We start from the raw sequence: 23,622 nt of genomic DNA, 5'->3' as shown, positions 1-23,622 counted from the left end.
AACGGGTTCAGTTGACCGGTACTAATAGGCCGAGGACTTGACTTACAAAGCTGCTACGCGTCCACTGTGCAACTCAGAACAAACAAACAACCCCAAGTAAGGGTTGGTTGACATGTTCATAGAGTTACGGCGGTCATGGCGGAGGGGAAACGCCCGGTCACATTCCGAACCCGGAAGCTAAGCCCTCCAGCGCCGATGGTACTGCACTCGGGAGGGTGTGGGAGAGTAGGACACCGCCGGACAACCATTCCAGTAGGCCCACCCCGCAAGGGGTGGGCCTACTGCGCATTCCGGCCCCGAGAGTTCACCCGGGGCGTTCGCCGATTCTCGCCGGCGCCGGCCACCGCGGTCGGTACCGTCGGTGCGGGACCGCCGCTTCGTGGCGTGTCTCCCGGCGGCCCGGTGAGAACGCGACGTGGCGTACGCCTCGTCCGCAATGGGGGCGGGCCGCTCGGGGTACCTGCTGACCGTACGACCGGAACTGACCGTCGGGACCGGCGGAGGCTGGAGTGGTCATGAAGATCGGAATCATCGGCTCGGGACACATCGGCGGTACCCTCACCCGCCGGCTGAGCACCCTCGGCCATGACGTGACAGTCACTAACTCGCGGGGCCCGCAGAGCCTCACCGACCTGGCCCAGGAGACCGGCGCGACCGCCGGCACGCTGGAGCAGGCCGTCCAGGACGCCGAGCTGGTGGTGGTGGCGATCCCGCTGCTGGCCGTCCCGGCGCTGCCTGTGCAGCTGTTCGACGGCAAGGTCGTCGTCGACGCCAACAACTACTACCCCCAGCGCGACGGCGACATCGCCGAGCTGCTGGACCGCAGCCTGAGCTCCAGCCGCTGGACGGCCGACCACCTCAAGGGCGCCCGGGTGGTGAAGGCCTTCAACAACATCCAGGCCGCCCACCTGCTGGACAATGGCAAGCCGTCGGGTGAGGCGGGCCGGATCGCGCTGCCGGTGGCCGGCGACGACGCCGAGGCCAAGCAGCTCGTGATGCAGCTGGTCGACGCCCTGGGCTTCGACCCGGTCGACGCCGGCACCCTGGACGAGAGCTGGCGGCAGCAGCCGGACACCCCGGTCTACGGCACCGATCGCGACGCGGACGGCGTACGGCAGGGGCTGGCCGAGGCGCGGCCCTGACGTACCCAGCGAGGAGCCCCGCCGGTGACCAGCCGGCGGGGCTCCTCGCTGCTCAGGGGTTGGTGGGCGGCCCGCAGACGAAGTTGGGCTCCGGGTCGTACGTCCAGCTGAACTTCTCCCGCTTGACCACCTTGCCGTCCTTGGTGATCACCCGGAAGGCGTCCTGGGCGAACCCCTCGCCGCCCGCGGCCTCGATGCAGGACGGACCCGGTTCGAGGTGGACGGTCTTCGGCTGGGTGACGTTGCGGCGGGGGCCGTACTCGGTCTTCACGCTGTCGTAGATCTTGGTGCTCCAGACCGACACGGTGATCGTGTTCGAGGTCCACGAAGTGTCCAGGAGCACCCCGTACGGCGTGTTGTTCTTGAACTTGAAGTCCAGCTGCGGCCAGTAGATGGTCGACTCGATCACCGCCGGGTACCGGCTGAAGTAGAACGAGTGCGGCTTGTGCTCGACGTCCTGCATCCCGGCGTAGTAGGTGGCGTTGAACAGCGTCGTGGTGAACTGCGAGACGCCACCACCGACCCCCGGCACCAGCTTGCCGCCGACGATCGTCGGGGCGTCCTGGTAGCCCTGGCCGTAGCCGCGCTCGCCGGTGTGCTCGTTCAGCGAGAAGGTTTCCCCCGGCCGGACGATCGTGCCGTCCACGTCCTTGGCCGCCTGGACGATGTTCTGGCTGCGGGGCGATGAGAGGCCGCCGGTGAACTTGGTGCTGAAGGTGGAGACGCGTTCCTTGATCCCCAGCTCGGCGAGCTTGGCCTCGGTCAGCTCCGGCTGCGCGGTGGTGAGCGCGGCGGTGACCGTCCGGCCGTCGGCCTTCGGTAGCACGGCGAGCAGGTCGCGGCCGAGCACCGCCGCGTCGAGCTGTCGTCCGGCGCGCCCGGGCACCACCGTCGGCTTGCCCCCGGCGATGGTCAGGCCGGCGTCCTTCGGCGGCGTCTCGATCGCGGCCAGCTGGTCGCCGAGCGCGGCGCGCAGCCGCTTAACGTCGACCCGCGGCGTCAGCTTGCCGGCCTGGTCGGCGGCGAAGCGCAGCGCGCGGGCGATCGCCGCGGGCGGGACGGTGACCCGGCCCTTGTCGGTGACGAGGGTGACCGGCTTGGCCACCGCCGGCCTGGCCAGCTCGGCCACCAGCCGGTCGACCTCCTCCCGCGTGGTGGCCGGGCTCTTCTCGGTCAGCGGCACGGTCACCGGCCGCCCGGCCAGCCAGCCGCGGCGGACCGCCTCGGCCGAGGCGGCCGGGTCCAGCGCGAGGCTCGGCTTCGGGTACACCGGCCGGGGGCTGGTGCCGGTGTAGATGATCGCCGGCATGGTCATCTCGCGGCCCTGCCTGCCGAGGACCCGGCGCAGCGCCGCGTCGAGCTTCGCGGCGTCCACGGTCACCACCGGCTGGACGGCGCGGGAGCCGAGCAGTCGGTCCGCCGCGTCCGCCTCGGCCGCCGCAGCCGCGTCGACGGTCGCGTCGACGTCGACCGCCAGGCCCACCTCGGCCGGCTTGATCTCGCCCTTGAGCTGCCCGACCTGCACCGCCAGTGGGGCGCCGAGGGTGCCGGCCCGGCGCTCCAGCTCGGCCCGCAGCGCCGCGGCGGCCGCCGACCGGCTCCGGCCGCCGAGCTCCGCGCCGAGCACCGTGGTGCCGCGCGGGATGTCCCCGGCGTACGCGTAGGCGCCGGCGCCGGCCACGCCGGCCAGCACCGCGGCGGTCAGCCCACCGGCGAGCAGCAGTCGGGTGCGCCGGGACCACGAGCGGGGGCCGGTCTTCCCGGGCGACGCCTGCGGGGCGTCGTCGTCGCCCGGCCAGCTCACCGCGGTGACCTGCACCGTGGGCCGTTCGTCGGAGACTTGTTTGTCGCCGTACAGGGTCACAGCCACCTCTATCGGGACGTACCACATGGGGGGTTGCGGGCCCCCAGAGAGAAACCTACGGTAGCCAACCCGCAGGCCGGATGACACCGTGTGGGCGGTCATCCTCGCCACCGCGTGTCGCGGGCGTCCGCCCCGGTCACCCGCCGTGAGCCCGTTCGTGGCACGGTGTCCGGATGGACGCGCGGACGATGGCGTACGGGGGCGGGTGGCTGGACCGGGCGGCGGCGCTGCGGGCCGACCCGGAGTGGGTCTCGGCGCGCCGGGCCGAGCCGACGAGCAGGGTCCTGCCGCTGTGGCGGGACCGCTGCCTGGTGGACGGCGACCGGTCACCGGTCCGGCTGGCCGGGCCCGACGCCGCGCACCTGCTGACCGTGGCCGACCAGGAGGTGTTCCTCGGCCTGGACGGGAACGACGCGGTCTTCGCGGCCGACCTGTCGGGGCGTACCGAGGCGGAGGCGGTGCGGCTGGCCGGGGCCGTGGCGGCGGAGGACGTCCGCCGCCTGGTCGGTCGGCTCGGCCCGGGCGAGGCGGCGGTGCAGGGGTACGCCCGGGGCATGCTGCACTGGCATCGGCAGCAGCGGTTCTGCGGGGGCTGCGGGGCGACCACCGTGGCCCGCGACGGCGGGCACGTACGGGCCTGTTCCGGGCCGGCCTGCGGGCGGCTGCTCTTTCCCCGCATCGAGCCGGCGATCATCGTGCTGGTGGAGGCGCCCGGCCCGCCGGACCGCTGTCTGCTGGCCCGGCACGCCAATGCGGCGGAGGACTCCTGGTCGCTGCTGGCCGGCTTCGTGGATGTGGGCGAGAGCCTGGAGGACGCCGTCCGGCGGGAGATGGCCGAGGAGGCGGGGGTGACCGTCGAGGCGCTGTCCTACCAGGGGTCGCAGGCCTGGCCGTTCCCGGCCGGCCTGATGGTCGGGTTCCGGGCCCGGGCCGTCGGCGAGGAGCTCAGGGTGGACGGGGCCGAGCTGCTCGACGCGCGCTGGTTCACCCGGGACGAGGTGCGCGCGCGGGCGGCCGCGGGGCACCCGGCGGGGCGGGTCGACTCGATCGACAACCATCTGCTGGGCGGGTGGCTGGCCCAGCGGTGAGCGCCGGTGATCCGTCCGTCCAGCCTTCTCCGCCGTACGGGTGACGCCGGGGTCACCCTCAGCGGCTTGCCAGCTGACCGTTATCGAAATGTGATGCATAGCCGCTGCGGCTACCTTTCGTGAAACCTGTGCGCCCTCCTGTCGTAATCCAGCCGATTTGCCCCCGGGACGACCCGCGCGCTCCGTTAACGGAAGGTAACACCAGGCGATCTTGATAACACGGTCGTGTTACTGGCTAGTAGTAAGGGGCTTGTGAGCTAGGTCGCTTCGGTGGAGCATCCAATCCGCACACTGCGCGAACCGCCGGCACAGCGGTATGGCAGTGGCCGCAGACGCTTCCCCCGTCCCGCGTCGCGCCCCGCGACGCGGAGATGCCACCCCCCTTTGAGGAGGACCCCCGTGAAGGTTTCGGACGACCGCCAGGTGCGTGGCGGTACCCGCTGGCGCCGGTTCGCCGCCATGATGCTGCCCGCCACCGCCGTCGCGGGCGGCATCCTCTTCGGGATGGCCAACGGCGCCATCGCCGCCAACATCACCGTCTCCGGCACCACCTTCAAGGTCGGCGCCACCAAGCTGGTCGGCGACGGCTTCGAGCAGTACGGCGGCGTGGTCTACGAGAAGAACGGCACCCCGCACCCGGTCGCCCTCTCCGAGATCACCGACGCCAAGCTCTACGACCTCTGCCAGTCGGTCAACGCCAGCGTCCCGGGCCTGCCGGTGGTGCTCACCATCAAGGCCGGCGGCAACAACGACCCGGCCACCGCGCACAACATGCTGATCGCGATGGACCACCTCGGCGGCGACGCGGTCTTCGAGAACATCAACATCGGCCGGGACGCGACCGACCTGAACCCGTCGGCGCAGGCCGGCTCGTTCGGCCAGAACGCCACCAAGGTCACCATCACCGACCTCCAGCAGGTGGCGCGCTACACCACCGCGGGCACCTTCAACCTCAAGGGCCTGGCGCTCGACGTGAACGTCGGGTCGAAGGCGGCCGGCAAGGAATGCTTCCAGTGATCTGATCGTGAGGTCCGCGGAGCAGACGTCCTCCGCGGACCTCACGTCTGTCCGACCCCGATCCGGACCGGTAACCCCCGCAGCAGACGCACCGCCAGTAGTAGGAGGAGCACGTGACCGCAGACGCCCAGCACGCACGGCCGGGAGGAGCGACCCGGGCCTGGCGTGGCTTCCAGCAGTGGCGGCGCAACCGACCCTTCTGGGGCGGCCTGTTCACCGTGCTGGCCGGGGTGGAGATCTTCGCGTCCACCCAGGCGTCGATCGCCGGCCTCACCCTCAAGATGGGTCCCACCGGCTTCCTGGCCTGGCTCATCCCGACCATCCTGGTCGTCTGCGGGCTGCTGATGTGGTTCAGCCCGGCACAGCGGGCCTTCTACTCGATCATCGCCGGGGTCACCGCGCTCTACTCGCTGATCGGGGTCAACCTCGGCGGGTTCTTCCTCGGCATGCTGCTCGGCATCGTCGGCGCGGCGCTCGGCTTCGCCTGGGTGCCCGGCCGGTCGGCCGCCGCCGACGTCCCACCGCCGGACGTACCCGACGACGAGCCTCCGGCCGACGACCTGGACGACGACGAGTCGCCGCTGGTCGACGAGCTGATGCCGCCCCGGCAGGGGGAGAGCTGGGACGACCGGCGCACCGGCGTGCTCACCGACACCCTGCCCCAGCCCCGCAACCCGCTGCGGGAGCCGGCGCCCGCGCAGGGGCGACCCGTCGACGACCACTCGCCCGACCGCGACGGCTTGGACAGCACCCAGGTGATCCCCGCCGTCGACAGGGAGACCCGACCCGACGGGGGTTCGGGCCGGGACCCGAAGCTGTTCGCCATCACCCTGGTGCTGCTGAGCGTGTCGGCGGTCGGCCTGCTCGCCGTGCGGGACCAGACCCCGAGCCAGGCCGCCCCGGCCACCCCCGCGGCGCCGGCCGCCTGCCCCACCCGGGGCGCCGTCGCCCCGGCCACGCCCACCCCGTCGGCCGCGAAGCCGTCCGCGTCGGCCGCGAAGCCCTCCGCCTCGGGCAGCCCGAGCGCCACGGCGTCGCCGTCGGCCACCGAGGGCAACCTGCTCACCGACCTGGTCCACGGGATCGGCGACCTGCTCACCGGTGGCACCGACGACAACCCGCCGCCGGTGGAGCCGGGCACCGACATCGGCGGATCCGCCACCACCGAGCCCACCGCGACACCCGTGCCGTCGACGGCTCCGACCGCCGGGAGCGTCGCCGCCCCGACCCAGGCCCGCCGCGCCGCCGCGCCGACCGACAGCCCGGCGGCGACCGGCGGTGCGTCGGCCTCGACCCGGGGCCCGGCCGCCACGGCCGCGGCACCGAAGGCGCGGCCCCGGCCGGAGGGCCCGCGCTGCGTCATCCGGAAGCCGACCGGGCCGGCGAAGGTGCAGCCCGGCAAGGTGCTGCCCCGCCTCGCTGCGGACCCGGCCCTGCCCAGGGTGGCGTCGCAGCCGTCCAAGCTCACCGGCTCCCGGGTCAAGATGAGCGATCTGCGGTTCGAGGGCATCGCCGAGCTGGACACCGCCGGCGGAGGCAAGCTGCGGGCCTTGAAGTTCAGCATGTCCAAGGCGGTCACCGACGACTTCAAGCTGGTCGCCGACGGCCCCTCCGGGCGCCACCAGCAGTACGTCACCGACCAGCTGACCGTCAAGCGCAACCCTGGCCTGCCCGGCGGCGGGACGAACGTCGCCTTCTACGCCACCCGGTTCGTCGGCTGGCTCGGCCCGCTCAAGATCACGCTCACCCCGGACCTGCCGTTCCCGGACGGCATCCCGATCACCTCGCCGATCCCGATCACCTTCGGCAAGCCGGTGATCGACCTGGCGTTCGTCCGGTCCGACACGCTCACCGCGACCCCCTCGCTGCAGCTCAGCCTGGCCTGACCCGGGAGCGGCCCGCGCCGCCCCCGGATCGGCGTGCCGGTCAGAGCCGGGCCAGCGCCGCGCGCAGCGGGTCCAGCCCCAGCGCGCCGAGATCGAGCGCCTGCCGGTGGAACTCCCGCAGGTCGAAGTCGGCGCCCTTGCGGGCCTTGGCCTCCTCCCGAGCCTGCAACCAGATTCGCTCGCCCACCTTGTACGACGGGGCCTGCCCCGGCCAGCCGAGGTAGCGGTTCAGCTCGAAGCGCAGGTTCTCGTCCGGCACCCGGCAGTGCGCGCGCATGAACTCCCAGCCCAGCTCGGGTGTCCACCGCTCGCCGGGGTGGAAGCCGAACGGGTTGTCGCGCGGGATCTCCAGCTCCAGGTGCATGCCGATGTCGACGATCACCCGGGCCGCGCGCATCGCCTGACCGTCCAGCATGCCGAGCCGGTCGCCCGGGTCCTCGAGGTAGCCCAGCTCGTCCATCAGCCGCTCGGCGTAGAGCGCCCAGCCCTCGCCGTGCCCGGACACCCAGCACAGCAGCCGCTGCCAGCGGTTGAGCAGCTCGGCCCGGACGGCCGTCTGCGCGACCTGGAGGTGGTGCCCCGGAACGCCCTCGTGGTAGACGGTGGTGACCTCGCGCCAGGTGGAGAAGTCGGTCACCCCCTGCGGCACGGCCCACCACATCCGCCCCGGGCGGGAGAAGTCCTCGCTCGGGCCGGTGTAGTAGATGGCGCCGTCGCTGGTCGGCGCCAGGCGGCACTCGATCCGCCGGACCTGCTCGGGAATGTCGAAGTGCGTCCCGTGCAGCTCGCCGATCGCCTTGTCGGCCAGCGCCTGCATCCAGTCCCGGAACGCCTCCTTGCCCTGGATCGTGCGGGCCGGGTCGGCGTCCAGCGCGGCGACCGCCTCGTCGACGGTCGCGCCGGGCCGGACGATCCGCCCGGCCTCCGTCCGCATGTCGGCCTCCAGCCGGGCCAGCTCCGCGAAACCCCAGGCGTACGTCTCGTCGAGGTCCACCTTGGCGCCGAGGAAGTACTGCGAGGCCAGCTCGTACCGCTCCCGGCCGGCGGCCTGCTTGTCCCGGCCGTGCGGGGCCAGCTCGGTGCGCAGGAACTGGCCGAACGCCGCGGTGGCCGCGGTGGCCGCCGCCGCGCCCCGGCGCAGCTCGGCGTCGAGCGCGCCGTCGGCGCCCAGCCGCTCGACCAGCCCGTGGAAGAAATTGTCGCCGTCCGGGTCGGTCCAGACGTCGCACTGCTTGGCCACCTCTACCAGCTGCACCTTGGAGCTGATGTGCCCGGCGGCGGCCGCCTCGCGCAGGGTGGCCCGGTAGCCGTCGAGCGCGCCGGCGAAGCCGTTGAGCCGGGCGGCGACGTCCGCCTGCGCCTGCTCGCCCTCGGTGGGCATCAGGTCGAAGACCATCCGCAGCTGGTGCAGCCCGCTCTCGATCACGTTGACCTCACTGGTCACCTCGCCCGCGTCGTACCGGGCGAGTTCCAGGCCGAGGCGCTCCTGCATGGCCTCCTTCGCGGTGCGTTCCGCGACGGACTCGGGCTCGGTGCCGTCCAGGTCGGCCAGCGCGCGGCGGGTGAGGTCGGCCCGGGCCGCGTACCCGTCGGGCGACAGGTCGTCGAGCTGGTCGTCGTAGCCGGCGATGCCGACGTAGGTGGCGCCGGTCGGGCTCAACGGCGCCCACTCGGTCACGTAACGGTTCGCGAGGTCATCGATTCGTCCCACGCTGTGACACTACGGGACCACCCGGCCTGGTTGTCGACCGCGTTTGCCGTGTTCAGTCGCCGGTTTCCCGGCCGCTGCGGCGCCGGACACGACGTCCGAATCTCGCGCGACTTCGTCGTACCGCTACGGCAGAGTGCAAGGGGTGAGACCGGATTCCACTCCTGACAAGGCGGCGGTGCGCAGCTGGCTGCCGGGCTTCCTCGCGCTCGCCGCCATCTGGGGATCGAGCTTCCTGTTCATCAAGGTCGGCGTCGGCGAGCTGCACCCGCTGCACCTGACCCTCTACCGGGTGGCCACCGGCGCGCTCACCCTGCTGGTGGTGCTCGCCCTGCTGCGCGACCGGCTGCCCCGCGAGCCGCGGGTCTGGGCCCACCTGGTGGTGGTCGCCGCGTTCGGGGTGGCGATCCCGTTCACCCTGTTCGGCTTCGGTGAGCAGCGGGTCGAGTCGATGCTCGCCGGCATCTGGAACGCCACCACCCCGCTGATCGTGCTGCCGCTGGCGGTGCTGGTCTTCCGCACCGAGCGGTTGACCGCGCGGCGGGCGGTCGGTCTGCTGCTGGGCTTCGTCGGGGTGCTGGTGGTGCTCGGCGTCTGGGAGGGCGTCGGCGGCGCCCACTTCACCGGCCAGCTGATGTGCTTCGGGGCGGCGGCCTGCTACGGCGTGGCGATTCCGTACCAGAAGCGGTTCATCGCCGGCAGCGCCTACTCCGGGCTGTCGCTCTCGGCGGCCCAGCTGCTGGTGGCCACGGCGCAGCTCGCGGTGGTCGCGCCGCTGGTGGCCGGGGCGCCCCCGGTGCCGACCGGGCTGTCCGCGCCGGTGGTGGGCAGCGTGCTGGCGCTCGGCGCGCTCGGCACCGGCCTGGCCTTCGTGATCAACCTGCGCAACATCCGGGTGGCCGGGGCGAGCACGGCGTCCACCGTGACGTACCTGATCCCGGTCTTCGCGGTGCTGATCGGTGCGGTCGTGCTGGGTGAGCGGCTGAACTGGCACCAGCCGGTGGGTGCGCTGGTCGTGCTGCTCGGCGTGGCCGTGGCGCAGGGCCTGCTGGGCCCGCGCCGCACCGCACCGGCCGCCGCCGGCCCGCCCGCCGTTCCGGCCGCCGAGCCCGCCGCCCGCTGAGCCGGCCGGCCCCGCCGGGGAGTCGCGACGGGCCGGCCCGCCGGTTGATCAGCCGCAGCGTGCGGGCCCGTCAGTAGATCGGGCCGCGGCCTGCGGCCCGGCGGCGGATCAGCCCCGGTCGCGGGCCCAGCCGACCAGCCGGTCGGCGGGCCAGGTGTTGACCACCCGGTCGGCCGGGACGCCGCAGAGCGCGGCCCGCTCGCAGCCGAACCGCTGCCAGTCGAGCTGGCCGGGGGCGTGCGCGTCGGTGTCGATGGCGAACCGGCAGCCGGCCTCCAGGGCCCGGCGGATCAGTCGCTTCGGCGGGTCCTGCCGCTCCGGCCGGGAGTTGATCTCGACGGCCACGTCGTGCTCCGCGCAGGCGGCGAAGACCGCGTCCGGGTCGAAGTCGCTCTCCGCCCGGGTCCGCGCCCGGTGCCCCCGGTCGCCGGGGCCGGTCACCCCCGCCGGCCGGGACGACACCATCCGGCCGGTGCAGTGGCCGAGGATGTCCAGATGCGGGTTGGCGATCGCGGCCAGCATCCGCCGGGTCATCTTCGCCCGCTCGTCGTTCAGGCCGCTGTGCACCGAGCCGACCACCACGTCCAGCCGGGCCAGCAGCTCGTCGTCCTGGTCCAGTGAGCCGTCGGCGAGGATGTCCACCTCGATGCCGGTGAGGATGCGGAAGCCCTCGGGTAGCGCCGCGTTGACTGCGGCCACGTGGTCGAGCTGCTTGCGCAGCCGGTCGGCGGTCAGGCCCCGGGCCACCTTCAGCCGGGGCGAGTGGTCGGTGAGGACCACGTACTCGTGCCCCAGCTCGACCGCGGCGAGCGCCATCTCCTCGATCGGCGACCCGCCGTCGGACCAGTCGGAGTGGGTGTGGCAGTCGCCGCGCAGCGCCGCGCGTAGCGCCGTCGCCTCGGCGTCCAGGTCGGTGCCCTCGGTGGCGACCAGCCGGCGCAGGTAGACCGGCTCCTCGCCGGCCAGCGACTCGGCCACGCAGCGGGCCGTCACGTCGCCCACCCCGGACAGCTCGGTCAGCGTGCCGGCCCGGGCCCGCTCGGCGACCTCCTTCGCCGGCAGCGCGGCCAGCGCCCTGGCGGCCGAGCGGAAGGCCCGTACCCGGTAGGTGGCCTCGTTGGCCCGTTCCAGCAGGAACGCGATCCGGCGCAGGTCGGCGACGGGATCCCGGGCATCGCTCATGCGTTGCAACCTACGCGCCCGCGCCGCCGGTCGGGGGACGACCGGCGGCGCGGGCTGGTGGTGGGAACGCCGGATCAGGAGTACGGCAGCTTCACCACCGACTGGTCGCCGATGCCGAGGGTGGTCGGGTTGACGCCGATCGCCGACCAGACCTCCACCTTCACCGTGCCGCCGGACAGGTTGCCCAGCGTGCCCGTGGCCGAGAGCAGGCCGGCGTTCTGCGTGTAGTGCTCATACCCGGGCACCGGATCGGTGGGGAAGTAGCGGTACGTCTCCACCCGGTCGAAGGTGCCGTCACCGGTCAGGTCGTAGGAGACCCGGGCCTGCACCCCGTTGCCGACCGACTGGCCGGCGTCGAGGAACAGGTCGAACCCGGTCTGGCCACCCGCGTAGGCGAGGTTCAGGCCGGTCGCGGTGAAGACCACCGGGTTGTGCGGGGTGCCGTCCCAGTTGGCCCCGCCAGCGTTGGAGACCGGGGTGCTGCCGGTGGCGCCGGCCGCCGCGAGGCCGCCGCCGGGAAGCAGGAACCGGGTCGGCCCGCCGCTCGGTGGCGTGGTCGGCGTGGGGCTCGGGCTGGTCGGCGTCGGCGACGGGCTGCTCGGGGTCGGGGACGGGCTGGTGGTCGGGGTGGGCGTGGGGCTGGTGGTGGTCGGCGTCGGGCTCGGGGTGCCCGTCGGGCCCGGGTCGACGCCGCCGGTCGCGGTGCCGCCGCTCCAGGTGTTCGCCCCGGAGGTGGCGGTCTTTCCGGGGGCGACCGCGAGGCGGGTGCCGTCGGAGAAGGTGACCGTCAGCGGTACGGCGCTGATGTTGCTGGCCACGTAGGTGCGGGCGCCGTTACGGCTGAAGACCGCGGCGAGCGGGTGGTTGGCGGTGACCGAGGTGTCGACCTGGCCGAGGGCGGCGAGGTTACGGATCCAGTGGAAGGTGTGCGGCCGGCTCTCGCCCTCCTCCGGGGTGTACCCGGGGTTGGCGCGCAGCTTCGCCAGCGCCGCGTCCGGGTCGCCGAGGGCCAGGAACTGCCACAGGATGTCCTGCCAGACCGTGGGCTCCCCGCCGTTGTTGCGGACCAGCTCGGCGTAGTTGGCCCGGTTGTACGCCGGGTGGTAGCCCAGGTAGAGGTGACCGCCGGTGACCGGCAGCATGTTGATGCCCTGGATCATCTCCGGGTCGGCGCTGAACCAGGTGGCGTACGCCCCGCCGTCGCCCCAGACCATGCCGACCGTGGAGTGCCCGAAGCTCTCCGGGAAGTTCTGGTCGTCGACGTCGAACCAGTACTCCTGGATCGCCGCCGCCTGGGTGGTGTAGATGAAGATGCCGGCGTCCCGGACGGCGGTGTTGCCGGTCGCCTGCCCCCACTGGATGAGGGCGTCGGCGAAGTTCATCCCCTCGGACGACGACTCCTGGTTGTTGCCGGCGTTGAACGACCCGTGCCCGGAGGCCCAGTCGTGCCCGGCGTAGATGTCGAAGTCCCGCAGGTACGGGAAGCGGTTGTCGGTGCGGCTGTAGTTGTTGGCGTCCCGGATGAGCAGGTCGACCATGCCGCCGTACTGGGCGTTGGAGGCCCACGTCCGGTCGAACTTGGCCAGCGTGGCAGCGGCGGCGACGAAGTAGCCGTAGTGGAAGTGGTGGTCGTTGAGCTCCTGGTCCGACCCGTACGACGCCGGGTAGCCGATCAGCGAGCCCCAGTTGCGGTCGTAGTAGAAGACCCGGGCGGTCTTGCCCGGGGCGGCGGTGAACCAGTCGGTCAGCGTGCTCCGGATGGCGTTCAGCGCCGCGTCCCGGGTGGCGGCGTCGCCGACCTGGTCGGCGATCTCGGCGATCCGGGCGGCCCGGCCGAGGCCCTTGCCGGTCCAGTAGGTGTCGCCGCCGCGCTGGTCCATCGGGTTGCCCCGCACCGCGGCCAGCTGGTCCTTCAGCTGGGCGAGGTCCGCACCGGCGCCGTCGGCGACGGCCGGCAGCTCGGGCAGCACCCCGTGGTACTTCATGCTGGTGCGGAACTCGTTCACCCCGGTGAGCACCTTCATCCGGCCCCGGGCGGACGGATAGCCCTGCGGGATCGGGGTGGACCCGGCCAGCGCCTTCCACTGGTGTGGGTAGAGGCTCACCACGGTCTGGGTGGCGGTGCCCTCCCGGGCGGTGGTGGTGAAGGCGTACGTGGTGTTCACCGTGCTGGTCGCCGGGTCGTACGCGTACGACACCCGGGTGCCGGTGACGTGGGCGTGGGCGTACCGGCCGTAGCTGGCGGCGAGGTCGGCCCGGGCGGTGGCGTCGGCGGTGGCCGGCAGCAGGGCCACCGAGAAGTAGCCCTTGCCGGCCAGGCTGGAGGTGATCCGGCCGCCGCTGACCGTCCAGCTCGCGCCGGTCGGGGCGTACGCCACGTAGTCGTGGCCGCGGATGGTGAAGCCGATGGTGGCGCCGCTGTTCGACCAGACCGTCGGGCTGCCGCCGGTCGGGTTGATGTTCGCGTCGCCGCCGGTGGTCTGGAAGTACGCGAACGGCAGCCCGTGGCCGATGGTGGCCCGCATGCTGCGGACGCCGTCGCTCCAGTACGGGCTGACCGTCCAGTCGGTCCAGTCGTCCACCTTGACGACCGGGACGCCGAGCGCGGTCACGCCGACCCGGAAGTCCTCGGAGTAGGCGTACTTGTACTCGCCGACGCCGGTGGCGGTGCCGCTGATGGTCGCGCTCGACGGGGCCGAGAAGCCGAGGCCGTCACTGAACGCCTGGTAGGAGACGGGGTGGGCGTGCAGCGGCTCGCTGTACGAGCAGTTGGTCTTCTTCCACAGCAGCGACGACCACCAGTCGTTGGTGGGGATCGGGCCGGCGGGCGCGTTGGCGGTGGCGTACTGCCGGGGGTTGGTGGACATCTCGCCGCAGCCGGCGGGGAGTGGGCCCACCGGGTCGGTGGTGTAGCTGCCGGCGCCGACGGGGGCGGCCTCGGCGGGGGAGGTGGCGGTGGTGAGGGTCAGGCCGCCGACGAAGACGGCCAGGGCGGTGGTGGTGGCGAGCACCCAGGGGGCGCGGCGGCGTGGGACGGGAGGTGTCATCTTTCCTCCAGCGCTACGGTTCGGGGCCGAGCGCGATTCGTCGGAATTAGGGAGGTCAGCTACCTGAGAGAGCGCTCTCTCACGCGGACGTTAACCGACCAGCAAGACTTGCGTCAATGTGTCGGTCGGATGACGCACCCGGTGCCCGGCGCCGGTGGCCGGGCGGTCAGCCCGCCCCGGAGGTGGTCCGCGGGGCCTTCGGGCAGCCGTGATCCCGCTCCCACGCGATCACCTCGGCGGCCGGCGAACGGTCGCCCCCGGACCGCCAGGAGTTCAGGTACCGCGCCGGCCAGACCACGCCCCGCCGGATCCACCAGTCGTCCCGCCCGGTGCACTTCGGGGAGAGCCCGAAGTGGACGTGACACACGTTGTTCGCGTTGCCCGTACGCCCCACCCGGCCGAGTTGCCGGCCGGCCCGCACCCGCACCCCCGGGTCGATGCCGGCGGCGATGGCGCTCAGGTGCGAGCCGTAGTAGCGCACCCCGTCGTCGCCGAGCAGCGACACCGACAGGCCGCCGTTGTTCGGGCCCAACGGCCCGCGCTTGTCGAACCGGTCCACCCGGCTCACCTCAAGGATCGTCCCGTCGGTCACCGCCAGGAGCGGCTCGCCGCAGTCGGCGAAGATGTCCGTCCCCGGGTAGCCCGAGTGCGTCGGGTGGTAGTCGACGTTGTCGGACCGTACCGGGAAGACCCGCCGCAGGTCGGTGCGGATCGGCGCCGGCGACGGCCGGGCCGGGGTGGGTGCGGCGGTGGTCGGCTGGTCCGCGGTGGCCGGCTGGTCCGCGGTGGCCACCGCGCTCGGTCCGCCCCCGTCCGGCGCCGCCGACGGCGGCACCCCGCCCGGGCCGCACCCGGCCAGCAGCGCCGCCGCGAGCAACGGCAGGACCGGGTACGCCGCCCGGCGGCGGATCGATCGCGAGGACATCCGGACATCCTGGCAGACGGATACGGTGGGGTGGTCCACCGGCAGCCCGCACCCCGGAACGGAGCAGCGACGGCGATGAACCCCCAGCCCGTCCCGCCGGCCTCGCCCGCCCCGCCCGCGCGCCCGCTGTCGCCCACGACCGGCCCGGCGCAACCGGTGCGCGTCCCGTCCGGCCTCTTCCCGTCCGGCCCACCGCGGCGGCCGACCTGGCGCGAGCCGTACCCGATCGGTGGTGGCTCGGTGGCCGCCGGGGCGGCGGTCGCCGCGGTCTGGCTGGTGCTGTTCGGCCTGCTCGGCCGGGACGTCGCGGGCTACGCCTGGTGGACCGTGGTCGCCGTCGGGTTGGCCTGGGCGGGCGCCCTGGCGCTGGTGCGGTGGGGCGACCGGGGGGTCGCCACCGGCGTGGCCATCGTCACCGCGGGTGGTGGCAGCATCGCCTTCGCGGTGGTCGTGCTGCGCTGGGCGACCAGCAACGACTGGCCGATGTGGTGACCGTCGGTCATCGCCCTGCTGCGCAACGAACCCTCTCTTGACGTACTCGCTGTGACTGGGCACGCTTCGCGGTATGGCCTGGACCACCCCGCGGCTCGATCCCGAACGCAGCCGTCGTCGCCTGCAGATCCTCGCCGAGTTGGCCGGGTCCCGAGCGGTACGGCAGCGGGACAAGCCGCGGCGCGAACAGACCGAGCGCCTCCGCCAACTGATCGCCACCCGTCGTCGCCTCGCGGGCTGAACCGACTTTCTCCGCGATTGGCCCGCCACTCGGGGCGTTGACCGGTCGCCTGCCGACCCGACCGGATAACGTGCACGCGTAACGAGTCGGCGTGCCGTGCCGAGGCCATTGGGGGGACCGTGTCGTACTTCGCTGCCGCCGTGGTGCGGGCCGAGGACAGCTGGAACGCCGCCGAGGTGAACCTGCGCGGCGCCACCGATCTCGACGACGTCGCCGAGCGGCTGCGCGACGTCGAGCCGGACGCCGGCCTGTCCCTGCTCTTCGTCGAGGCCGACGACGCGTACCTGGTCGTCCTGCGCCTCGACGACGGGGAGGACCTGCGGGTCTTCGGCTCCGACTCGGCGTACGCCGAGGAGTCCCGGTTGGGCGCGCTGCTGGTCGGTGACCTGAAGACCTCGGTCACCGACGTGGACGACGTCGACGAGCCGCAACCGGCGGCCGGCGGCGACGAGGAGGGCGACCAGCCCGCGGTCGACCCGGAGGCCGACCCGGTCGGGGACGCCGACATCCTCGCCGACCTGGGCATCCCCGCCCAGCGACTGCTGCGGCTGTGCACCCGCGAGGGCATGATGCCGGCCGACGTCACCGCCGAGGTCTGCCAGGTGCTCGGCTGCGCCGACGAGGTCGAGGAGCTGCGTGAGGTCTGACCCGACCCCGGGGGCGGCCGAGCCGGCCGACGCGACCGATCCGGCGCTGGAGACGGTACAGCCCGGCCAGCCCACCCCCGGCCGGTCCGGTCGGGTCGGGCCGGGCGCGCACGAGGGCCTGGCCGACCCGGGCGCCGTCGGGCGCCGGCAGCGGCACGAGCTGTGGATGCGCCGGGCCCTGGAGATCGCCGTCACCGGCCCCGACGCGCCCGCCGTGTCGCCCGGCGCCTCGGCGGAGTCGTCGCCGGTGGACGACGTGCCGGTGGGCGCGGTGGTCTACGGGCCGCACGGCGCCGAGCTGGCCACCGGACGCAACGAGCGCGAGCTGACCGGCGACCCGACCGCGCACGCCGAGGTGCTCGCGCTGCGCCGGGCCGCCGCGCGGCTGGGCCGCTGGCGGCTGGACGGCTGCACCCTGGTGGTCACCCTGGAGCCCTGCACGATGTGCGCCGGCGCGCTGGTGCTGGCCCGGGTCTCGACCGTGGTCTTCGGCGCCTGGGAACCCAAGACCGGCGCGGCCGGCTCGCTCTGGGACGTGCTGCGCGACCGCCGCCTCAACCACCGCCCCGAGGTGTACGCCGGCGTCCTGGAGCGGGAGAACGCCGCCCTCCTGCGCGCCTTCTTCCGCTGACGCCGGCTGCTCAGCCCCGCGCTCCGCCGCACCTGCCGCTCGGATCGCTCGCCGGGCGGGGCGGCCGGCGGAGACGAATCCGCGAGGAGCGGTATGACGCTGCGTCATGAATATGACCCAGAGTCATACCGCTCGCGACCCGAGGCGTCAGGCGGTGGCGGTGTCCAGGGCGATCTCGACCATCTGGCCGAAGGTCTGCTCACGCTCCTGGGAGGTGGTCTTCTCGCCGGTCTTGATGTGGTCGCTGACCGTCAGGATGGTCAGCGCACGGGCCTTGAACCGGGCGGCGATCGTGTAGAGCGCCGCGGACTCCATCTCGACGGCCAGCACGCCGTAGTCGGCGAGGGCGTCGTACAGGTCCGGCCGGTCGGTGTAGAAGGCGTCCGCGGCCAGGATCGGGCCGACGTGCATGGCGATGCCGCGCCGCTCGGCCACCTCGACCGAGGTGCGCAGCAGCCCGAAGTCGGCGACCGGGGCGTAGTCGATCAGCCCGTCGAAGCGCATCCGGTTCATGTTCGAGTCGGTCGACGACCCGATCGCGGCGACCACGTCGCGCAGCTGCAGCTCCTCGGAGAGGGCACCGCAGGAGCCGACCCGGATCAGCGTCTTCACGCCGTACTCGTTGATCAGCTCGTGGGCGTAGATCGAGGCGGACGGCATGCCCATGCCGGAGCCCTGGACGGACACCTCGACGCCGTTCCAGCGGCCGGTGAAGCCCAGCATGCCCCGGACCGTCGAGTAGCAGGTGGCGCCCTCGAGGTAGGTCTCCGCGATCCACTTCGCCCGCAGCGGGTCGCCCGGCATCAGGACCCGTTCGGCGATCTCTCCCGGCTTCGCGCCGATGTGCGTACTCATGGCAAAGATCCTGCCAGGTCGGGGTGGGCCATACCGGTTCGGCATCGGGACCGGGGGTCCTGTACCCTCGTCGGCGGTGGCGTGTCCGAGTGGCCTAAGGAGCACGCCTCGAAAGCGTGTGAGGGTTTACGCCCTCCGCGGGTTCAAATCCCGCCGCCACCGCCAACCGAAGCGCCCGGGACTCCCCGGGCGCTTCGTCGTTTCCGAGGCCGAGCCCGTCAGAAGGTCTGACCGAACAGCGCTCCCGCCGGGTCGGCGTCGGTGAGGCGCAGCACGATCCGGTTGTCGAGGTCGATGCCGAGGGCGGTCAGCTCCTCCTCCGGCAGCACGTCCGAGTTGATCGTGGCGATGTATTGGAAGCCGGCGGCGGCGCTCTGCGTGGCGGCCACCGCGAGCGCCCGGGCGATCTGCCGGTCGTCCGCCCGCTCGAAGACCGCGCTGTCGTGGACCAGCACCCCGGGCCCGTGCGGCCGCCCGGCCCAGACGGTGGCGAGCGTCAGGTCGTACCCGAAGACGTGCAGCCGGTCGCCGTCGTCCTGGCGGGTCTTGGTGCGGAACGCGTACCCGGAGTCGGTCACGTCGATGACCAGGTCGCCGGGGCGACCGAAGAGCGCCTGGGTGATCCGGGCGAAGGTGGCCACCGCGCCCGTCCAGTGCTCCCGGCGTTCGTAGTGGTCGACGAAGGTCTGCTGCCGCAGGATCTGCCGCTGGGTGCGCAGCTTCTCCAGGTCGGTACGCAGCCGGCGGACGTCCTCCGCACGCCGGTCCAGCGTCTCCAGCCGGCTGCTCAGCCGGCCGTACCGGGCCTGCAGCTCGGCCAGGTCGTCCAGCGCCCCGCCGGAGCTGAGCAGCCGCAGGGCCTGCCGCTGCTCCTCCTCCAGCCCGCGCAGCTGGGTCTGCGCCGACGCGGTGGCCGTCCGCAGCCGGGTCATCTCCATCTGCAGGTAGTCGCGCCGGTTGCGGGTGATCGCGCGGTGGAACTCCAGCACCTCGTCCAGCGAACGACGGGTCAGCTCGGGCAGTGCCACGCCCACCTCGTCGTAGAGGGCGGCGACGGTGGCGGTGACCACCTCCGGTTCGGCGCTGACCCGCTCGGCGTACAGGTCGAGCAGGTTCTCCTGCAGGGTGATCTCGGAGATCAGCTCCTTGATCCGGGCGGTGGTGTCGTCGAGTCGGGTCCGGGCCTCCCGGTACTGCGGCAGCACCCGGAACTCAGCGATCGCCTGCCGCAGCTCGGCCTGGTCGGCGGCCACCCGGATCCGCTCCGACTCCAGCTCCCCGAGGCCGCCCTCCATCCGCTCGATCGACTCCTCGTTCCGGTCGGCCAGCGTCCGCAGCGCCGCCTCGTCCTGCTTGAGCTGCTGCCAGCTGGCCACCGTGCGCCAGTTCAGGCCGAGCAGGTACGCCGTGTTGAGCTGCACCTGCCAGGCCTTCTGCTCACCGGAGACGCGGAACGGGTCGACGAACGCGCCGGGGCCGGTCCGGGCGCAGTACGCGAACAGCGAGCGGAAGCTCGGCACGTACTTGTGCGGCTGGTCGGCGCCCAGACCGAAGCAGCGTTCCCCGAGGTGGGCCCGCCACTCGCTGAGCCGCAGCAGCCGGGAGCCGTCCGGCTCGACGACGCCGTGGTCGTCGCGTACCTCGCCGCGGACCCGGATCTCGTTCGGCCGGCGCAGCCCCCGGGTCACCTGCATCGGCTGCCCGTCCAGCTCCAGGTCGAGGGTGAACGCCCAGCCGTCGTCGATCGCCTTGACGTGCACCAGGTTCTGGCCGACGCCGAGCCCGGCGCCGAGGCAGTAGTCGATGATCTCGATGAGGCTGGTTTTGCCCAGGCCGCGCCGGGGGGTGGCCGGCCCGCGGTCCACCACCCGGTCGGCGACCACGAGATTGAAGCCGGGATTGAGGCGTACCTCCCGGAAGCCGGGCTGGTTGGCGGAGACCCGGCGGATCCTCACCGGGACCACCGCAGCACGCCACCGCCGCCGTCCACCACGCCGAGGATGAACAGCAGGTCCAGCGCGAGCACGAAGCGCTCGTACGACATCTGCGGCTGGACCGCCGCCCACAGGTCGGAGACGGTGGTGGTGCCCCGGCGCGCCGCGATCAGGGCGGCGGCCTGGCCGAGCAGGCTGTGCGGCAGGTCGACGTATTTATCCGGCAGGATCACCGCGCCTCCTCGAACACGTCGCAGACGCTGAACAGGTGGCTGAGAACGGCGAGCCCGGCCGCCTGCCGCGGCAGGTCGCCGGCGGTCGTGCCCTCCCCGCCCGCGAATTCACTGAGCGCGACAAATAGGCTATCACCGCGTAGCCCCTCGGCCCAGAGTCGCTCGTATTCGCGGACGAACGCGTGGCGCAGATTTCCCGGAAAGCGGGGATCGACGGCGGCCGCCATGTTCTGCAGGTACTCCGCGACCAGCGGGCTCTGCGCCAGGCCGAGGGTCAGCCGCAGGCGGGACGGCTCGCCGAGGCCGTTGTGCCGCAGTTTCTCCTCGGTCGGCACCGCGCGCAGCGGGGTCGACGGCAACGGGCCGCCGGCCACCAGGTGCTTGCAGACCACGTCCAGCTCGGCCGACGTGACGGTCACCATCGCCGCGGTGAGCCGGGCTCGGACCCACTCCTCCAGCTGCGCCTTGTAGGCCAGCAGCACCGCGACGGGGTAGCGGTCCGGGTGGTCGTCGACCAGCTTGTGGTGGGTGGGGCAGAGCAACATCAGATTCGGGTACGCGTCGCGCTCGGCGTGGCTGAGCGCCGGGTCGGCCCGCGGCCCGTCGTCGGCCGCGCCGCGAATGTGCGCGATGTTGGTCAGGTTGGCGGGGTTCGACACGTCGTGCCGCCGGTCGACCAGGAGCAGCCGGCAGCCGGGAAAGGCGCAGCAGCCACCGGAGAGCGCGAAGAGTATCTTCAGGGTCCGGGTGGAATAGCTGCGCCGGCTGCTGATCGTCCGGCCGCTTCCCATGGGTCAAAAGTAGCGACTCTATTACCCATCGTGTCGACCCGATGATCGAATCACGTCGAATTCGCAAATTGTTCGCCGGTCGCCCGCCGGGAAGTCGGCGAGCATTTCCGGGGAGCCGGTTGAGCGCGTGGCGCGCGGGCGGTGGGCCGGCCGCGAGGACCGGCCCACCGCGCGCTCAGGCGGCCGGCGCGGTCGCGGGCCGGTGGGTGAGCTGGTACGTGGCGTCCACCCCGTCCGCCTCCAGGAGCACGGTCACCGGGCCGGCCGGGAGGGTGCAGGTGACCGTCCGCTGCACTGCGTACGCGGTCGGCCCGCAGTACCGGTTGCCCTCGGCGTCGAACACCGACAGCCGGGCGTCGCCGATGCCCGACGTCCGCTGCCAGGTGATCGACTCCTGGGCGGCCCGCTGGTCGGCCGGGATGGAGAAGCAGACGGCGAAACGGTCCGCGCCGGTGGTCGCCGTCGCCCCGGTGTCGCCGGCCGGCAGCACCGGGCAGGCCGGCGGCCCGTCGACGCGGGCGAAGGCCAGCGAGTACGCCCCGACGGGCGAGCCGCCGGCCGCGTCCAGCACCGCGAAGAACGGCGCCTGCCCGGTCAGCTCGCACCGGTACTCCCGCAGTGACCAGGACGAGTCGCAGACCTGCGTGCCGCTCGCGTCGACCACCGACACCCGCGGCGCGGCGGCGCCGACCGCCTCCCCGGGCAGCAGCTCCACGATCCGGGCACCGGCCGGGCTGGCCAACTTCAGGCAGTTGAACTGGCCGGCGGCGGTGAACCGGCCACGGTGCGGCGGGTCCTGCAGGCCACTGTCGGAGACCGTCGGGCAGTCCTTCGGCACCAGCGGCAGCAGGGCCACCGTGTAGGTGACGTCCAGGTCGATGACCGTACTGGCCGTGCCGCCGTCGAGCACCAGCGGGTAGCGACCGGCGGCCGGGAACCGGCAGACCTCGTCGGTGCAGAGCCGGTGGCCGGTGCTGTCGTAGACGGTGGCGTACCGCCGGTCGTTCTCCGCGCCGGCGGCCCGGACCCGGTAGGTGCCGGCGGTCCCGATGTCGAGGCTGCGGCAGCGGATGCCGCCGAGCGCCCCCGCGGGCGGGGCGTCGTAGGCGCCGGGCGCGACGGTGGGGCAGCCGACCGGCTGGGAGAGCCGCCGGACCTGCATCCGGTACGTCAGGTCGACGTCGTCTGCGTTCCAGAAGGCCAGGTACGAGACGACCCGGAACGTCCCGGTGGACGGCAGCACGCAGCCGTCCTCCTCCGACGGCTCCGTGCACACCTCGTTGCCGCCCTCGTCGACGATCCAGGCGTACGGGGAGTTGTAGGCGGTCGGGGCGTGGTAGGCCTGCACCCGGTCGCCGCCCTCGCCGCGGAACGGCTGGCAGTTCGTCTGCACCGCCGAGGTCTGGTGCACCAGCAGGGCCGGCTGGTCCCAGTTGGTGCCGGTGGCCGCGGCGCAGCCAGCGGTGCCGAGCGAGACCACCGCCACCTGGTAGGGCAGCGGCTCCCAACGATCGCTGCGCGCCAGCAGGGTGTACGACCCGGCGGCCGGCAGCGTGCAGGAGTGGGCGTGGGACCACTCCTCGCAGATCAGGGCGCCGGCGGCGTCGTAGACGGCCCAGGAGAGGAACTGGTCGGCGAACGCGTCGACCCGCACCACGACCGGGCCGGCCGCGGCGGCGGTCAGCGCGTGACACGCCACCGCCGTGTCGGTCGGCAGCGAGCCGGCGGCGACCGCCGGCCCCGGGTCGCCGAAGCGGGCCAGCGGCAGCGCGGGACACCCGACCTGGTGGGACAGCCGGGGCATCTTCAGCGTGTACGCGGACTCGGCACCGTACATCTCGCCGAGGAAGAGCCGGTACGGCCCGGGGCCGTTCAGCTCGCAGCGCTCGACGTAGTCGACGGTGCAGAGCGGCTGGTTCGTCGCGTCGCGGATGACCCCGCGTACCTCGCCCCGGCCGCCCGGTTCGCTCACCTGGAGCACCTCACCGGGGGCCTGAGTGAACGTGAAACAGCGGGAGGCGAGCCCGGCGGGGAGCGTGCCGGCGCGGCCGGGCGAGGCGAACGAGAAGAACTCGGCCGGCAGGGTCTCGCACGTCGACGGGGTGCGCGTGGACTCGGCGGAGAGGGTGTAGGCGGCCTCGCCGGTGGAGTAGGTCAGCGAGACGGTGACCCGGTAGCTGCCGGCGGCGCCGAGCCGGCACTCGTCGAGGTACGGGCCGAGGATGCAGACCGACTCACCGGTCGGGCCGGTGACCCGGCCGCTGACCGGGTCTCCGGAGACTTCCCGCAGCCGGACGAGGAGGATGTCCTGCGCGACCTGCGAGGTGACCGTGAAGGCGTGCTGCCGCGCCCCGCTGATCGAGGCGCAGCTCGCGACCGTCCCCAACGCCAGCTTGCCGCCGCACCCCGGCGCGGCGGGTCGGGGGCGGGCGGTGGCCACCGCGGTGGCGGTGCGGCGGGTGGGCGCCGGCGCGGTCGACACGACGGTGCCGCGCGACGGTGCCGCCTGCGTCGCGGACGAGGAGACGCTGGGTGCCGGGCGTGGGGCGGCCGTGGCAGTGGTGGATCGGGACGCCGCCGACGGGGCGGCCGGGGCCGGGGCGGCCGTCGCGATGGAGGGTCCGATCAGGACGCTCGACACCGCGACGGTGACGGTGACGGCCATCGCCAGCCGGGACAGCCTCCGGCGCGAGCCGTTCCGGGCGGTGGACAGGGTGGTGCTCACATCAACTCCCCCGTGATGATCCGCGCGACGCGCGCGGGAGAGCAGATGGTTCCACGGCGCTCGATCCACGGCAATCAGCTGTTGGGGCAGG

The 23,622-nt window shown here is 73.1% G+C and carries 19 protein-coding genes, 1 tRNA gene, 1 rRNA gene and 1 pseudogene; 12 read left to right on the top strand and 10 right to left on the bottom strand.

Features of this window, described 5'->3' with window-relative positions; genetic code table 11:
* Window positions 1–125: 125 nt before the first annotated feature.
* Together rrf and ACFY3U_RS16325 are read left to right on the top strand one after the other, a co-directional pair.
* Window positions 126–242 (top strand): 5S ribosomal RNA (rrf, locus tag ACFY3U_RS16330).
* Between the two features lie 273 nt (window positions 243–515).
* A complete protein-coding gene (locus ACFY3U_RS16325) occupies window positions 516–1,142 on the top strand; it encodes an NADPH-dependent F420 reductase (protein ID WP_387201508.1) in 627 nt (208 codons plus the stop codon).
* A gap of 52 nt (window positions 1,143–1,194) precedes the next feature.
* Here ACFY3U_RS16325 and ACFY3U_RS16320 read toward each other — a convergent pair whose 3' ends face one another.
* Complete coding sequence (locus ACFY3U_RS16320) at window positions 1,195–3,012, bottom strand: VanW family protein (protein ID WP_387201505.1); 1,818 nt, start codon at window positions 3,010–3,012, stop codon at window positions 1,195–1,197.
* 167 nt (window positions 3,013–3,179) lie between these two features.
* On the opposite strand from ACFY3U_RS16320, the gene nudC reads away from it, so the two are divergent.
* From nudC to ACFY3U_RS16305, 3 genes are all read left to right on the top strand, one after another.
* Window positions 3,180–4,094 (top strand): NAD(+) diphosphatase, encoded by a 915-nt coding sequence (gene nudC, locus ACFY3U_RS16315; RefSeq protein WP_387201502.1) that lies wholly within the window; start codon window positions 3,180–3,182, stop codon window positions 4,092–4,094.
* Window positions 4,095–4,553: 459 nt separating this feature from the next.
* Window positions 4,554–5,111 (top strand): DUF6230 family protein, encoded by a 558-nt coding sequence (locus tag ACFY3U_RS16310; RefSeq protein ID WP_387201555.1) that lies wholly within the window; start codon window positions 4,554–4,556, stop codon window positions 5,109–5,111.
* Window positions 5,112–5,224: 113 nt separating this feature from the next.
* Window positions 5,225–6,997 carry a DUF6114 domain-containing protein gene (locus ACFY3U_RS16305; protein WP_387201499.1) on the top strand — a complete coding sequence of 591 codons (1,773 nt, stop codon included), beginning with the start codon at window positions 5,225–5,227 and terminating at the stop codon, window positions 6,995–6,997.
* A 40-nt stretch (window positions 6,998–7,037) separates the two neighbouring features.
* On the opposite strand, the gene ACFY3U_RS16300 is transcribed toward ACFY3U_RS16305, so the two are convergent.
* Complete coding sequence (locus ACFY3U_RS16300; protein WP_387201496.1) at window positions 7,038–8,708, bottom strand: DUF885 domain-containing protein; 1,671 nt, start codon at window positions 8,706–8,708, stop codon at window positions 7,038–7,040.
* Window positions 8,709–8,850: 142 nt separating this feature from the next.
* On the opposite strand from ACFY3U_RS16300, the pseudogene ACFY3U_RS16295 reads away from it, so the two are divergent.
* A pseudogene (locus ACFY3U_RS16295) lies at window positions 8,851–10,054 on the top strand (DMT family transporter); the annotation flags it as partial.
* Here the strand turns inward: ACFY3U_RS16295 and ACFY3U_RS16290 are convergent.
* The 3 genes from ACFY3U_RS16290 to ACFY3U_RS16280 form a co-directional block, all read right to left on the bottom strand.
* Window positions 9,937–11,010, bottom strand: a complete 1,074-nt coding sequence (locus ACFY3U_RS16290) for a PHP domain-containing protein (protein ID WP_387201493.1) — start codon at window positions 11,008–11,010, stop codon at window positions 9,937–9,939. The pseudogene ACFY3U_RS16295 and the gene ACFY3U_RS16290 sit on opposite strands and share 118 nt — an antisense overlap.
* 74 nt (window positions 11,011–11,084) lie before the next feature.
* Complete coding sequence (locus ACFY3U_RS16285) at window positions 11,085–14,057, bottom strand: glycosyl hydrolase (protein WP_387201490.1); 2,973 nt, start codon at window positions 14,055–14,057, stop codon at window positions 11,085–11,087.
* 166 nt (window positions 14,058–14,223) lie between these two features.
* Window positions 14,224–14,982, bottom strand: a complete 759-nt coding sequence (locus ACFY3U_RS16280; RefSeq protein ID WP_387201487.1) for a M23 family metallopeptidase — start codon at window positions 14,980–14,982, stop codon at window positions 14,224–14,226.
* 75 nt (window positions 14,983–15,057) lie between these two features.
* Between ACFY3U_RS16280 and ACFY3U_RS16275 the strand changes: the two genes are divergently transcribed.
* The 4 genes from ACFY3U_RS16275 (at window position 15,058) to ACFY3U_RS16260 (ending at window position 16,993) form a co-directional block, all read left to right on the top strand.
* A complete protein-coding gene (locus ACFY3U_RS16275; RefSeq protein WP_387201484.1) occupies window positions 15,058–15,474 on the top strand; it encodes a hypothetical protein in 417 nt (138 codons plus the stop codon).
* A gap of 73 nt (window positions 15,475–15,547) precedes the next feature.
* Window positions 15,548–15,715, top strand: a complete 168-nt coding sequence (locus tag ACFY3U_RS16270) for a hypothetical protein (protein WP_387201481.1) — start codon at window positions 15,548–15,550, stop codon at window positions 15,713–15,715.
* Window positions 15,716–15,834: 119 nt separating this feature from the next.
* Window positions 15,835–16,362, top strand: coding sequence for a tRNA adenosine deaminase-associated protein (locus ACFY3U_RS16265; RefSeq protein ID WP_387201478.1), 528 nt, complete (start codon window positions 15,835–15,837; stop codon window positions 16,360–16,362).
* Between the two features lie 166 nt (window positions 16,363–16,528).
* Window positions 16,529–16,993, top strand: a complete 465-nt coding sequence (locus ACFY3U_RS16260; protein ID WP_387201552.1) for a nucleoside deaminase — start codon at window positions 16,529–16,531, stop codon at window positions 16,991–16,993.
* Between the two features lie 147 nt (window positions 16,994–17,140).
* On the opposite strand, the gene deoD is transcribed toward ACFY3U_RS16260, so the two are convergent.
* Complete coding sequence (gene deoD, locus ACFY3U_RS16255) at window positions 17,141–17,848, bottom strand: purine-nucleoside phosphorylase (RefSeq protein WP_387201475.1); 708 nt, start codon at window positions 17,846–17,848, stop codon at window positions 17,141–17,143.
* A 75-nt stretch (window positions 17,849–17,923) separates the two neighbouring features.
* On the opposite strand from deoD, the gene ACFY3U_RS16250 reads away from it, so the two are divergent.
* Window positions 17,924–18,013 (top strand) — tRNA-Ser (locus tag ACFY3U_RS16250).
* Between the two features lie 53 nt (window positions 18,014–18,066).
* Here the strand turns inward: ACFY3U_RS16250 and ACFY3U_RS16245 are convergent.
* The 4 genes from ACFY3U_RS16245 to ACFY3U_RS16230 all read right to left on the bottom strand — a co-directional run bounded on the left by ACFY3U_RS16245 (window position 18,067) and on the right by ACFY3U_RS16230 (window position 23,288).
* Complete coding sequence (locus ACFY3U_RS16245; RefSeq protein ID WP_387201473.1) at window positions 18,067–19,803, bottom strand: DUF2326 domain-containing protein; 1,737 nt, start codon at window positions 19,801–19,803, stop codon at window positions 18,067–18,069.
* Window positions 19,800–20,015 carry an ABC-three component system middle component 6 gene (locus ACFY3U_RS16240; protein WP_387201471.1) on the bottom strand — a complete coding sequence of 72 codons (216 nt, stop codon included), beginning with the start codon at window positions 20,013–20,015 and terminating at the stop codon, window positions 19,800–19,802. The genes ACFY3U_RS16245 and ACFY3U_RS16240 overlap by 4 nt, the downstream gene beginning before the upstream one ends.
* Window positions 20,012–20,806 (bottom strand): hypothetical protein, encoded by a 795-nt coding sequence (locus ACFY3U_RS16235; protein ID WP_387201468.1) that lies wholly within the window; start codon window positions 20,804–20,806, stop codon window positions 20,012–20,014. Before ACFY3U_RS16235 ends, ACFY3U_RS16240 begins: the two co-directional genes overlap by 4 nt.
* Window positions 20,807–20,981: 175 nt before the next feature.
* Window positions 20,982–23,288 (bottom strand): hypothetical protein, encoded by a 2,307-nt coding sequence (locus tag ACFY3U_RS16230; RefSeq protein WP_387201465.1) that lies wholly within the window; start codon window positions 23,286–23,288, stop codon window positions 20,982–20,984.
* Between ACFY3U_RS16230 and ACFY3U_RS16225 the strand changes: the two genes are divergently transcribed.
* On the top strand, window positions 23,266–23,547 hold the full coding sequence (locus ACFY3U_RS16225; protein ID WP_387201462.1) for a hypothetical protein: 282 nt from the start codon (window positions 23,266–23,268) through the stop codon (window positions 23,545–23,547). The genes ACFY3U_RS16230 and ACFY3U_RS16225 overlap by 23 nt on opposite strands.
* Window positions 23,548–23,622: the final 75 nt, after the last annotated feature.

The sequence above is a fragment of the Micromonospora sp. NPDC000089 genome (assembly GCF_042899365.1).
In the GTDB taxonomy this organism is placed as follows: Bacteria; Actinomycetota; Actinomycetes; order Mycobacteriales; family Micromonosporaceae; genus Micromonospora.
This window is presented reverse-complemented; position numbering and strand designations above follow the sequence as displayed.